At 62.5% G+C, this 13,169-nt stretch carries 9 protein-coding genes and 2 pseudogenes; 5 read left to right on the forward strand and 6 right to left on the reverse strand.

The genetic code is table 11. From position 1 onward, the window contains the following. Nucleotides 1-12 precede the first annotated feature (12 nt). Nucleotides 13-408, reverse strand: a pseudogene (locus ACZ5IQ_RS09820) (IS1634 family transposase); the annotation flags it as partial. Nucleotides 409-620: 212 nt separating this feature from the next. Between ACZ5IQ_RS09820 and ACZ5IQ_RS09825 the strand changes: the two are divergent. After that, nucleotides 621-1,994 carry a hypothetical protein gene (locus ACZ5IQ_RS09825; RefSeq protein ID WP_464481170.1) on the forward strand — a complete coding sequence of 458 codons (1,374 nt, stop codon included), beginning with the start codon at nucleotides 621-623 and terminating at the stop codon, nucleotides 1,992-1,994. Nucleotides 1,995-2,210: 216 nt separating this feature from the next. On the opposite strand, the gene ACZ5IQ_RS09830 is transcribed toward ACZ5IQ_RS09825, so the two are convergent. Continuing rightward, nucleotides 2,211-3,524, reverse strand: a complete 1,314-nt coding sequence (locus ACZ5IQ_RS09830) for an IS256 family transposase (protein WP_052536990.1) — start codon at nucleotides 3,522-3,524, stop codon at nucleotides 2,211-2,213. Between the two features lie 204 nt (nucleotides 3,525-3,728). Between ACZ5IQ_RS09830 and ACZ5IQ_RS09835 the strand changes: the two are divergent. Then, nucleotides 3,729-4,969: pseudogene (locus ACZ5IQ_RS09835) on the forward strand (IS3 family transposase); the annotation flags it as partial. A 29-nt stretch (nucleotides 4,970-4,998) separates the two neighbouring features. Here ACZ5IQ_RS09835 and ACZ5IQ_RS09840 read toward each other — a convergent pair. Continuing rightward, nucleotides 4,999-5,934, reverse strand: a complete 936-nt coding sequence (locus ACZ5IQ_RS09840) for an IS3 family transposase (protein ID WP_179476348.1) — start codon at nucleotides 5,932-5,934, stop codon at nucleotides 4,999-5,001. Further along, on the reverse strand, nucleotides 5,931-6,221 hold the full coding sequence (locus ACZ5IQ_RS09845; RefSeq protein WP_179476349.1) for a transposase: 291 nt from the start codon (nucleotides 6,219-6,221) through the stop codon (nucleotides 5,931-5,933). Before ACZ5IQ_RS09845 ends, ACZ5IQ_RS09840 begins: the two co-directional genes overlap by 4 nt. A gap of 133 nt (nucleotides 6,222-6,354) precedes the next feature. On the opposite strand from ACZ5IQ_RS09845, the gene ACZ5IQ_RS09850 reads away from it, so the two are divergent. Continuing rightward, the gene (locus ACZ5IQ_RS09850; RefSeq protein ID WP_464481171.1) at nucleotides 6,355-7,746 is read left to right on the forward strand and encodes an IS1380 family transposase; all 1,392 of its coding nucleotides are present in this window, start codon (nucleotides 6,355-6,357) and stop codon (nucleotides 7,744-7,746) included. A gap of 201 nt (nucleotides 7,747-7,947) precedes the next feature. Next, entirely contained in the window at nucleotides 7,948-8,121 is a 174-nt protein-coding gene (locus ACZ5IQ_RS09855) for a hypothetical protein (RefSeq protein ID WP_179476465.1), read from the forward strand. A 259-nt stretch (nucleotides 8,122-8,380) separates the two neighbouring features. On the opposite strand, the gene ACZ5IQ_RS09860 is transcribed toward ACZ5IQ_RS09855, so the two are convergent. Next, a complete protein-coding gene (locus ACZ5IQ_RS09860; RefSeq protein ID WP_464481172.1) occupies nucleotides 8,381-10,012 on the reverse strand; it encodes an IS1634 family transposase in 1,632 nt (543 codons plus the stop codon). A 331-nt stretch (nucleotides 10,013-10,343) separates the two neighbouring features. On the opposite strand from ACZ5IQ_RS09860, the gene ACZ5IQ_RS09865 reads away from it, so the two are divergent. Then, on the forward strand, nucleotides 10,344-11,879 hold the full coding sequence (locus ACZ5IQ_RS09865; RefSeq protein WP_464481173.1) for a hypothetical protein: 1,536 nt from the start codon (nucleotides 10,344-10,346) through the stop codon (nucleotides 11,877-11,879). Between the two features lie 149 nt (nucleotides 11,880-12,028). Here the strand turns inward: ACZ5IQ_RS09865 and ACZ5IQ_RS09870 are convergent, their stop codons facing one another. Continuing rightward, nucleotides 12,029-12,577 carry a recombinase family protein gene (locus ACZ5IQ_RS09870; protein WP_464481174.1) on the reverse strand — a complete coding sequence of 183 codons (549 nt, stop codon included), beginning with the start codon at nucleotides 12,575-12,577 and terminating at the stop codon, nucleotides 12,029-12,031. Nucleotides 12,578-13,169: the final 592 nt, after the last annotated feature.

A 13,169-nucleotide genomic window follows, 5' to 3' on the forward strand; every position in this document is an offset into this window, starting at 1 on the left:
CAGGGGAACCCCAATCACCAAGTCCCGGAACACCGGATCATCGACGACATCGAAACCCAACCAGTCATAGACCGCGCCGAGCACCCCGTAGAGCAGCCGGGAACCGGTACCGGTGGTGCGCCCCGGCGGCGCGACCAACGCCCGGCCCGCCGTCGATGCCTTCAGCAGCGCCGCCTCGCGGTAGTCGGCGACGTCGGTCAGCGACTGCGCGCGAGCGCTGACCTCAAAATCGAGACTCTGCTGGCCATCGGCCACCACCTCCTGGGCGCGCGCCAACAGAACCCCCAGCTCGGCATCGGTATGCGCCGAACCCAAGTGCGCCAGCACCACCACCCGACCGTTGTCCTTGCGCGCGACCTGCACCGCGACCGCGCCCGAGGTCGTGCGCACCTTCCGCACGTACGCCACGGCCCAAAACTACTCGCCTAGTACCCCCAGCACCGAACCCCACCCAGAGAACCCGCAGGTCAAACCCACGCGCGCCAAGTTACCAACCGGTAATGTCCTAACTCAGGTACGACGCGGCGACGTGGGACCCAGTGCTGCGAGTTGCAAACTCTAGACGTAACGATCAGCGCGGCCCATAATGACGTGGAATCGGTCTGCAATCGGGAGGACTTGTGCCGGTATCAGTTTCGTTGACGTCCATAAAGTGCAATCAGAAGGCCCTGCAGGGTGACTACGTAGACCATATTCTGGTCTATCTGGAAACAATCAACACCAGCGGCGATCGTGTGGGCACTCCGCGGGCGATCGTGATTGGCGCGCCGAAGCCCATGGGCTTCAAGCCCTCGGTAGAGGCCACATTTGACGACAAAATGACGCTTAGCGTTGACGGTGGGCCAGCCCAGCAGTGGGAGCCGGGATTGACCACAGTGTATGAACCCGTTCCTCACTCAGACTCTCACTCCCTGCGCGTGACCGTCGTTAACGTTCGTGGGGTCGATGACCCGTACAAGCTCGCGAAAGCGCTGCTATTGGTGGGCTCTGCGGCAGCGGCGGCAGCCGCAAGTGCCGCCTTGTATAAGGCCCTAGGGGCACTCTTCGCCGCCGAGAAGGGAAGCGACATCCTTGATCTGACCAAGAAGATCGTCGCTGGTGGAGGTGGTGGTTTGGTAGAGGCAGGCATCGAGTACTTGGCTGGACTGCTCACCGACATCTTCGATGACTGGCCTGACTGCAGCGGGACAGTACTGGACGGAACTATTTCGTTCCAAGAGCCTGGCGGGACGAACTTCACGCTGAAAACCGAATTAGACAGGGAGTTTCCCAAAGGCTGCAACCAACCGAGCTACGAGGCCGAGTTGTACGTCCACTTCGACGACACGCTGCCGCCGGTGAAGCCTGTCAAATGGGACTGCCGCTATCGCCCTCACACGAACGTCAACGTTCGAACCTTCACGCCCTGGTGGCGTAGCCGCGAGGGCACCCGAACTACGTCCTACGCCGTCATTGACCATTCCCTAGAAGGAACGCCCATCAAGGTGTTCATTGAACCGACGCAAGACGGCACGCTCGACGTACATGTCATCGAGAAGTCGCGTGACGGCAAAGGTAACGTTCTCGACCAGACAGTTAGCGGTGTCAAACCGCAATTAGCCGGGGTACGGATGAATTCACCAATTGCCGTGCGACTTAAGCCCGATCCTGGCGAGGACGAAGGCTCTCGGCGACCGCTGGGTCTTACTCATCAAGTGGACACCACCGAGGTCAAGTTGAAAAGAGGGCAGCTTCCATGGTGGCAGGCACCGATGCTGCGGGTCCAGAATCCAGACCGGTTCGTTTCCCGAATCACGCTGCCTGACATAGATGTTCAGATGGATCTCTACGAACGGTTTTGCACCGCCAAGGACGATGCCGGACACGACAGATATCAGACCGAGACCGTGATCTACTACCGCCGCGGCGGCCGAACTGCTCGACAAGCACAGGGCAACCCCGGATACACGGTGTCGACTGCCACTCTGGTCGTCACTACCCGTGCCCCGGGTTAGCCGACACTTTTAACACGCACGCATCAGCCTCACTCGCGACAGTCTGTCAGTTCGTCTACATGCTGAGAATCTGGTTACTCTGCTTCATGATGGTCCCCTTGCTGTAGGAGTTCTTGGCGGAACCCTGCGTGTCAGGGTGAGTTGAGTCCACTGGTTCATAGCAAACCGGCCTGACGCAGGGCGGAGGAATTGTCAATACCTGTGGATCGGCTTGTTTCAGGCGACCTCCGTTCCAGTTGATTCGGTCGGTGCCGAGTCCGCCGACGGGGTGATGTCGGTGGGTCGCTCGAGCAGTTTGCCTTTGTGGAAGATCGCGCCGGCCCGGACCAGAGCGACCAGGTGCGGTGCGTTGACGGCTCGCCAGCGGGCTTGCGCGGCGTCGATCAGCTTGTAAGCCATGGCCATTCCGGCGACGCGTGAACCCGGCCCCTTGGTCACCTTGGTCCTCAAACGTACCGTGGCAAACGTTGATTCGATCGGGTTGGTAGTGCGCAGATGGACCCAGTGCTCGGCCGGGTACTTATAGAACTCCAGCAGCACATCGGCGTCATCGACGATCTTGGCGACCGCCTTGGGGTACTTGGCGCCGTAGTCCACCTCGAACGCCTTGATCGCCACCTGCGCGTGGTCGATATCCTCGGCGTTGTAGATCTCCCGCATCGCCGCGATCGCCCCCGGATGAGCCGACTTTGGCAGGCAGGCAAGAACATTGGCCTGCTTGTGAAACCAGCACCGCTGCTCGCCGGTGGCCGGGAACACCTCACGCACGGCCTTCCAGAACCCCAGGGCCCCATCGCCGACGGCCAGCACCGGTGCGGTCATCCCGCGACGTCGGCACGACCGCAACAGATCAGCCCACGACTCGGCCGACTCCCGGTACCCGTCGGTGAGCGCGACCAGCTCCTTGCGGCCGTCAGCGCGCACACCGATCATCACCAGCAAACAGAGCTTCTCCTGCTCCAGGCGCACCTTGAGATGGATGCCGTCGACCCACAGGTAGACGTAGTCGGTGCCCGACAGATCACGGGCCTCGAAGGCCTTGGCCTCGTCCTGCCACTGCGTGGTGAGTCGGGTGATCGTCGTGGCCGACAAGCCGGCACCCGAGCCCAGGAACTGCTCCAACGCCGGACCGAAATCACTGGTCGACAAGCCATGCAGATACAGCAACGGCAACACCTCGGTCATCTGCGGCGACTTGCGCACCCACGCCGGCAGGATCGCCGAGGAAAACCGTTGCCGCTCACCAGTGTCCGGGTCAACACGTTTGTCATTGACCCGCGGCGCGGTCACACTCACCGCGCCCGCCGCGGTGAGCACCTCGCGCTCGCGGTGATAGCCATTGCGCACCACCAGCCGGTGCCCGTTCTCATCAAGCTCACCGGCATGAGCCTCGATGTAGGCGGCGACCTCAGCCCGCAACGCTGCGGCCAGCATCTGGCGGGCACCGTCGCGGACAATCTCATCGAGCAACGACCGCGACGAGCCAGCATCCTCGTTGGATGAATCCGCATCGTGAACTACCGTGAGCATGGGCGTACCTTCCCGAACCAGCGCGCCAACGCCGGCTCTTGATCAGACCTTCGACATTCAGATCATCCTCGGGAAGGTGCGCCCTTTCCTACGCCGCCTCGCCGAGGCTCATCCACAGGTTCTGATCATTGCTCCGCAGGGCGAGATACGGATCGGCACATCATGACGAGCTCCACGATTATCCCGGTGAACGACAATGAACGGATGGATCCGACTCACCCGAGAGCTGACGGGCCGCGGCGGCGTCGCGTGTTCACAGCGTCCGAGAAGCTGGCCCATTTGCAGGGCTACGAGCAGGCGTGCGAGCACGGCGACGGCGGTGCCTATTTGCGGCGTGAGGGGTTGTATTCGTCGTTGATCTGCGAGTGGCGCAAGCAGCGCGACGCCGGGGTGCTGGCAGGCAAGAAGCCCGGTGAAAAGGTCGGCAGACTCACCGCCGAGCAGGCCGAGATGGCTCGGCTGCGGCGGGAGAACGCCCGAATGAGCAAGCGGTTGAGCACCACCGAAGCCGCCCTGGACATCATGGGAAAAGCGCACGCTCTCTTGGAGACTCTCTCCGAGAGAGCGGATTCCGACGAGCAGCGCAAGAAGCGATGACCGAAACCTACGTGTCGCTGATCGCCGGCGGTGTGCCCACGAGACGGGCAGCGGGGTTGACCGGGATGGTGCGCTCGACGGCGACCCGGCGGCGCACCGCCGCTACCGCGCCCACGCCCGCGGTGGCGGCCCAACCAGCGCCCGATCCGGTCAACAAGCTGACAGAGCTGGAACGGCGGCGGGTCCTTGAGGTGCTCACCAGCGACCGGTTCGTCGATCTCGCGCCGTTGCAGATCTATGCCCAACTGCTCGACGAGGGCGTCTACCTGTGTTCGGTGTCCACGATGTATCGGGTGTTGGCAGAGAACACGCTGGTCGCCGAACGCCGCCGGCTGGCGCGGCACCCGGCCAAGGTGTGCCCGGAGTTGGTCGCGACCGCTCCGCGGCAGGTGTACAGCTGGGACATCACCAAACTCGCAGGGCCGGTGAAGGGCACCTACTTCGATGCCTACGTGATGATCGACATCTACTCCCGCTACATCGTCGGTGTCGATGTTCATGCCCACGAATCCGGGGTGCTGGCCAAGGAACTGATGGAGCAGATCTTCACGGTGCATGGTGTACCGCAGATCGTGCACGCCGACCGGGGAACGTCGATGACCAGCAAGACCGTCGCCGCGCTGCTCGCCGATCTGGAGGTCACCCGGTCGCATTCGCGGCCACGGGTGTCCAACGACAACCCGTACTCGGAGTCGCTGTTCAAGACATTGAAGTACGGGCCGCAATTTCCTGAACGCTTCGGATCACTCAGTGAGGCAAGGCACTTCATGAACACCTTCACCAACTGGTACAACCACGAGCATCGGCACACCGGCATCGGACTACACACACCCGCCGACGTGCACTATGTGGTTCCCCCGAAATCGTGGAGGGTTTCCTATGCCGCTTGCGGCTTGGTCTTGGATTCCCTGATCTCGTAGTTGACGGGCGAGAGCCCGTCGGCGGCACTGTGCCGGCGTTGGTGATTGTAGAAGGTGTAGCACCAGTCGATAACCGCCGCCTGCGCATGAATGGTATCACGGAAACTATTGCGCGACAACACTTCCCATTCCAGTGAGGAAAAGAACGCCTCGGCGGCAGCATTGTCGAAACACGACCCGACCCGGCCCATCGACTGCCGAATCCCCAACTGCCGGCACAGCGTGGTGAACGCGTTCGCGGTATAGGTGCTGCCGCGGTCGGTGTGGAAGATCACCCGATCGGACTGCTCATCGCGCCAGATCACCTGGCGGCCGCCGCGCGCGGCCACCGCCATCTTGATCGCCGCACACGCCAGCTCAGCATCAGGATGCAGGCCCATCGCCGCCCCCAACAACCGGCGGCTATAGAGGTCGATCACGGTCGCCAAATACAATTTCTGACCGGACTCAGTGGGGATCTCGGTCATGTCACCGACCCACTTGCGGTTCGGCGCCGCCGCGGAGAAATCTCGTTTGACCAGGTCAGGGAACTTCGGTGCGGTCTTGTCCTGCTTGGTGAGCCCGTTACGGCGTTTGATGCGGCGCGCCACCAAACCCTGGCGGCGCATCGAGTCGGCCACCGACTTCTCCGAGACCTGCCAGCCCAGATCACGCAGGTCGGCGATCAGCCGCGGCGAACCATGCAGCCCCTTGGCCGCCGTGAACGCCGCCGCCACTGCCGTATCGAGGCGCGCGCGGCGCCGATCGGTGTCGGTGTGCAACCCATCGGTGAACTCAGCGCGGGTGATCCACTTGTAGAACCACGACACGCTCACACCCAACAGCACGCACGTCATCGTATGCGGCACTCGGTATTTGGTCCTCTGGTCGGCGATGAAACGTGCCACGCTCACTTCGTCGCCTCCTTCACCCACAGGACCACTGATCGCTTGAGGACATCACGCTCCATCCGCAGCTCAGCATTCTCGCTGCGCAGGCGTTTGAGCTCCTCGACATCGTCGCGAGTCAACTCACCCCGGCCCTCCCGGGCCTCGCGGTCCTGGGCCACCCAATTGCCCAACGTGCCCTCGTGGACGCCAAGATCCCGCGCCACCGCCGCGATCGACTTACCCGTCTCACGCACGATCCGAACAGCCCCCTCACGGAACTCCCGGTCGTACTTCTTCCGCTTCTCTGACATCACTACCCCTTATCCTGGATTCACCGATTGAGGTGGTGTCTGGGGCGGGTTGAATCAGTGAAATGCCCTGTCGTAGTGAGAGAATGAGATTTCTCTAGGATCAAATTCGGCCACTACGAAGGGCATCTCGTAGATGCAACTATCTCATACTCGGCCCGTCGCGTCGGCTATCTTCGATGACCCGAACCTGGTGTCGTGCGCCGGGCTGGTCCCGATCGCCGCGTTGGCCCAGCAGTGCGGTCTCAAGGCTTTGACTGACGAGCACCTCAGCGTGCCGACCGACAAGGGCGCCAACGCCGGAGCGAAAGTCAGTGCGCTGGTCGCGGGCATGATCGCCGGCGCCGACAGCATCGACGACATGAGGCTGCTGCGCCACGGCGCGATGGGCACCCTGTTCGACCGCCCGTATGCGCCCTCGACGCTGGGATCGTTTCTGCGGGAATTCAGCTTCGGCCACGTCCGCCAACTCGACGCCGTGGCATCGCGGCTGCTGGCCGGCCTGCACGCCCGTACGCCGCTGCTGGCCGGGATCGACGGCGCGGTCATGGTCGATGTCGACGACACCATCATCGAAGTGCATGGTTATGCCAAACAAGGATCGGGATACGGCTACTCCGGGGTCCGCGGGCTCAATGCGCTGATCGCGACCATCACCACCGACGAGGGCGCACCGGTGATCACCGGCCAGCGCCTACGCAAAGGATCCTGCGGCTCCCCACGCGGGGCGGCCCGGATGATCGGCGACACCCTGGCCACCGTGAAACGGCTGCGTAGCACCGAGGCCACCGGCACGCCGCTGCTACGGGCTGACTCCGCGTTCTACGGCCATCGGACCGTCGCCGCAGCCCTGCGCGGCGGCGCCGAGGTGTCGATCACCGTGCGCCTGGACTCGACAGTCAGGACCGCGATCGCCGCCATCGACGACGACTCGTGGACCCCCATCGAGTACACCGACGCGATCTACGACGACACCACCGGCCAGTGGATTTCCCGGGCCGAGGTCGCCGAGATCGGATTCACCGCGTTCAGCTCCAAGAAAGCCAGCCAGCAGGCCCCAGGCAGGCTGGTGGTGCGCCGCATCCCCGACCTCAACCCCACCGCCGACAAGCAGGCCACACTGTTCGACGTATGGCGTTTCCACGCCTTCTTCACCACCACAGACCTCGACACCGTCACCGCCGACAAGACCCACCGCGGCCACGCCATCATCGAGCAGGTCCACGCCGACCTGAAAGACTCCGCCCTGGCCCATCTGCCCTCCGGACGATTCGCCGCCAATAGTGGCTGGTTGGTGCTGGCGGTGATGGCATTCAACCTCACCCGCGCCGCGGCCACCCTCACCGGGCCGGCGCTGGCCAAGTCCCGCACCGCGACCATCCGCCGCACCCTGATCAGCGTGCCGGCACGCATCGCGTCCTCAGCCCGACGCCTCCGGCTGCACCTACCGCGCGGCTGGCCATGGGAAACAGCATGGAACACGCTGTTTAACAGCCTGTTTGGCAGAAACCAGCCGATCATCGCCTAACAGAACACCCCGGCCGCTCACCCGACACGAAAAACCCACAGGAACAACCCGATACCGAGGTCGGGCGATCACCCACGCCCTCACCACCGCGCACCCACAATTCAACGCACATAACCGAACTCGACTCCACAACCACAGCCCATCGGTGGATCGAGGCTTATAGCTGATGCCTCCACGGTTTCGGGGGAATACCACTACGGGTTGGCCACCGACAAAGCCGCCGACCGGCACACGGTACTGACCCAAGCCCGCGCCCGACACCCGCACCGCTTCGGCACCACCCACGCGCCGAAGATCCTCGACCTACCCGACACCGCCTGGATCAACCGACCAGCCGAAAACACCACCCAGGAGACCGACACGACAGCCGCTTAACTCATCCACCTTGACAAGTTCCGGAAGCCCGATACCTACCACACGGCAGGTTTCGAGCAGGGGACCGCCACCTCAACTTCTACGAGACTCGGGACAACCTCAAGACGATGGCCGGTGTCAGAGTCAGCGCTTAACCTCAACCCATGCTCGTAGCTTCGCCGGCTCCAGGCCTCGCCGCCCAATGGCATCACGCGTTGAACGTTGCGGCCGCCAAGCTCGCGGTCGCCGCAGGCGTCGCACCCGACTTAGGACATTTGGCTTAGTACCCCGTTTTGATCCCGAGTGAGTCGAGAATGTGGCGTTGATGTGGGGGAATGTGTGGCGGGAAGGTTTGGGTGGTGCCGTTGATGGTGATCGTGGCGCTACGCAGGGGCCGGAGCTGTTTGACGACTTGGGCTATGGATAGGCCGGTGCGGGACTGGATGGCGTGGGAGACGGCCAGGGCGGTGAACACGATGCTCAGGTGCGCTTCGATCGAGTCACGGGTGTGGTGGAAGATCGGTCGGGCCGCCAGGTCAGACTTGGACATCCGGAACGATTTCTCGACTTTCCAGAGGTCGTGGTATTTGGCGATCACCTCGGTGCCCGCCATCACGGTGACGGGCACGTTGGTCACATAGCCTTTGAGGCCGACCAGAGACTGCGCCCGCGCCAGGGCGGTTTCGTCGAGATGGCGGTCGGAGCCTTTGACCTTGACGAAGCGTACTGACTTGCTGGATCGTTCGCCGTCGACGATGGCGCGGGCGCGTTCCTCCTGGGCCGCCAGAGTCTTCTGGTCGCGGCGGGCCCGGGTGGCCGAGTAAGCCCAGATCGCCCGCCACGCCTTGGGATGCTGATCGGGATCCCAGACCGGTTCGGCCCTCAACGCGGTGTCGTTGACTTCGCTGTTGCCGTGCCGCGGGGTCACGGTGTCCACGATCTGCCCGTCGGTGAAAACGTCGCCGTTCCAATGGAAATGGGATTCCAGGTCCCCCGGAGCCTTGGTGGTGCGGGAGCCGACGATAAAGGAGCAGCCGAGCTCGTCGAGAGCTTTGAGGTTGGCCGCCGACAACATCCCGGCGTCGGCGGCCACCACCACCGGCGTGCCCTCCAGATGGTGGCGTTGCACGAAGGTGGTGATGATCGGCACGATCGTGGTGGTCTCGGCGGTATTACCTTCGTGGCAACTGATTTCGAGCGGGAACCCCGTACGGTCGACCAGCAGCCCGACCACGATTTGCGGGTCCACCCGCCGTTCCTTGGAATAGCCAACCTTACGCAGATCGTCCTCGCGCTCGGCCTCGAAGTACAACGTCGTAGCGTCATAAAGGATTAAGCTCAACCCACCGCAATCCGATGAATAGACGAAGCATTTCGCGGCGATCATGTCCCGGTACCGGCCCTCGATGGTCTTGACCAGATGCCGCTGAACGCTGCGGTAGGACACCGTCTTGACACCCAGATCGGCCAACACCCTCGCCGAGTCAAGCTTGCTGGTCGGCTCAACGATCCGGGCGATCACCAAGTCCCGGAACACCGGATCATCGACGACATCGAAACCCAACCAGTCATAGACCGCGCCGAGCACCCCGTAGAGCAGCCGGGAACCGGTACCGGTGGTGCGCCCCGGCGGCGCGACCAACGCCCGGCCCGCCGTCGATGCCTTCAGCAGCGCCGCCTCGCGGTAGTCGGCGACGTCGGTCAGCGACTGCGCGCGAGCGCTGACCTCAAAATCGAGACTCTGCTGGCCATCGGCCACCACCTCCTGGGCGCGCGCCAACAGAACCCCCAGCTCGGCATCGGTATGCGCCGAACCCAAGTGCGCCAGCACCACCACCCGACCGTTGTCCTTGCGCGCGACCTGCACCGCGACCGCGCCCGAGGTCGTGCGCACCTTCCGCACGTACGCCACGGCCCAAAACTACTCGCCTAGTACCCCCAGCACCGAACCCCACCCAGAGAACCCGCAGGTCAAACCCACGCGCGCCAAGTTACCAACCGGTAATGTCCTAACTCAGGCGGTATCGCTGGGGTCTGCGGTCGGAGCATCGACACTGTGCGCTACTGGGAACGGCTAGGTCAACTCCCCAAATCGGCCAAGTTGGGCCGTCGTCGCGTATGGAAGCGCGATGAGATTGTGGCGCATTTCGACGCCATGTTTAGCGCCGCTTAGCTGCGCTTAGCAGGTTCGGCAATTAACTAAGCGCATCTCTATTTGTGCTGCAAAATATGAAAGATGGACGATGAATAGTGATGAGTTCTTCCTGAACTCTGGTAGTGAACAGTTAGAAAAAATTCATGGATGGGCGAGGGCACGTTATGCGGCACCGTGGGCGGTGTTCTTCGGCGTGTTGTTGCGGGTCGCTGCCAGCGTTCCGGCTGCCGTGCAATTGCCGCCCGTTATTGGTGGTCGTGCCAGCCTGAATCTGTTTTGTGCATTTGTGGGTAAGTCGGGCAGCGGTAAGGGTGTTAGCGATAGCGTGGCGCGGGCCGCATTGCCCGGTGACATCTTTGAATTGCCGCTAGGTTCTGGCGAAGGTATAGCGCAACAGTTCACGAACGGTAATAACGACCCGGTTATTTTCACGGTGTCCGAGATTGACAAGCTGGCCGGTATCGCGGGCCGGGCAGGCAGCATCCTATTGGCGGAACTTAAAGCTGCCGCGATGGGTGAGCCGATTGGGCAGGCGAATGCCAAGGCCGACACCCGCCGGATAGTTCCTGCACACTCCTACCGCATGTGCCTGTCCGTGGGGGCACAGCCCGGCCATACAGGCGTCATCTTCGGCGACACGACAGGTGGTACGCCGCAGCGGTTCTTGTGGGCACCGACCACTGACCCGGATATGCCCGAATTGACGACCAACCCGCCGGCCTCACTGGACGTGGTGCTACCGCCATGGGAACCCGGTGAGGATGGCGTGGTGGAGGTGGTCTACGGGCCACCGGAGATAGGACAGACGCTTGTCTCGGCTCATCTTGCGCGGCAACGCGGCGAAGGCGACGCTCTGGACGGGCACGCCTTGCTCACTCGCTGTAAAGTCGCGGCGCTGTTGGCGATCATGCACGGGCGTCTCACGGTGAGTCAGTGGGACTGGGACCAGTCAGCGACGGTGATGGCGGTATCGGAGCAGACGCGCACCGAACTTGTCGCGTATGAAGAGCAGGCGCGGCTGGAGCATGCCCGGCGCGAAGGCGAAAAGCGTGCCGTGATAGGCGCTGCACAGGACGATGCCATGTTGCTATCTACTAAAAGCAGCATCGTTGGCTTCCTTGGCGAAGGTGAGCAGTCGGGCGGTGACCTCAAGCGCAGGTTGGGTAGCAGTACCGGGCGGGGTAAGTGGTTTGATTCGGCGGTTGCGGAGTTAGCTGCCGAGGGCGTCATAGAGGCGGTTTCAGTTCCTGGCGGAAACCGCTATCGACTCACTAATGCTGGTCGTGGTGACCACGACGGTCACCCCCGATATTTGCAGTTCAACACCGGTGACCAGGTTGGTCACGGTGACCACGCCGGTAATGTCGTAAGTTTGCAAAATAGCAGGTCACGAAAAAGGGGTCAGCCCAAGCTGTCGTGCCAGAAGTGGTTCGACCAACACATAGCGGAGTTGGTTGCGTCAGGAAAATCCACCGCCGAATCGTTAGCCGTGAACGAAGCCGGGCGCGCTGCGGGCTACAGCGACATCAGCCTCAACGTCGCCAAGACGAAGCGTCCTGACATCAAGGTCATCGAACGTCGTGGCCGTCGCGGGAGTACCTGGTCGCTGACCGACGTGGCGTAGGGGTCGTACCCGAGTACATGCGTGCCGTCGCGGGCCGCGTACTCGGGATACAGCCGCATTTTCCGGAGAGAAAAGACACGCTGGCCATACGAGGAGGTTGACAGCTCGTTGCTTTGGGCACCCCCCAGGGGGTCGTCGCAGCGAGCCTGTCAGGCCGCGTAGTTGTAGACGGTCTGACGGCTGATCCCGTACTCACGGGCGAGGGCGGTGACGGACTCACCGGCTGCCAGGCGTGCACGAAGCTCACCGGCCTGGTCGTCAGTGAGGGATGCCTTGCGGCCCTTGTACTTGCCAGCAGCCTTGGCAATAGCGATGCCTTCGCGCTGACGCTCAAGGATCATTGATCGCTCGAACTCCGCAACGGCTCCCAGCATCGACAGCAGCAGCGTGTTCATGGGCGAGTCGTTCCCGGCGAAGATCAGGTTTTCTTTGACGAACTCGACTTTCACGCCCTGGCCGGTTAGTTCCCTCACCAGACGACGGAGGTCTTCGAGGTTACGTGCGAGCCGGTCCATTGAGTGCACGACGAGCGTGTCACCTTCGCGTACGTAGTCGATGGCGCGGGCCAGCTCGGGGCGGTCGGTGTTCTTGCCGCTTGCCTTGTCGGTAAACACCTTGTCCAGCTCGACACCATCGAGTTGCCGGTCAGTGTTTTGGTCGACTGTGCTGACCCGCTGGTATCCGATGCGCTGTCCCATGTCCATCTCCCTCGCTGGCCGAACTGTCAAGTTAGATTCTATGGGGTTGATAGACATGTGTCAATCAATTGGCCAATGGACTCTATTTTGACATATCGGGAGGTGGCGGCGAGTGTCGAATATGGGCGTACCTCAATTGGATATCGGTTGTCGCCGATACGTCCCACAGGGCACGTCCGCCCTCGTGCGTCATGGGCTCGCCCTGTAGGCGACAGTCCGGGCCGGCTCGATGCGAGACAAGCGCGTCGGGGTGGCAAGCTTCCGCGATGTCATTTGGTTTACCGCCACGCCCGCTGGCATACGCCGATTGAATGCCCCGTCGCATTACCCTGATCAACACCACTACCGTCGTCATCGATGGCCAGGGGAGAGCTGGAAGGCCATGACGCATGTTGGACCAAGACCTCGACTCGCTGCTCCGATGCATCGACACGTGCACATCGCGAGCTCTAGAGGCATTGGACGGTGACGGCGGCCCGAGGGAGGCTCAGCAGTGGGTGATTCGTATACGCAAGTCTGTGTTTGACTTCGTGATCGCCAACGCGCCAGAAGGCGACGAGAGTTGACTCTCGCATCGTCTATCGACGCCAGC

The sequence above is a fragment of the Mycobacterium toneyamaense genome, from assembly GCF_055384815.1.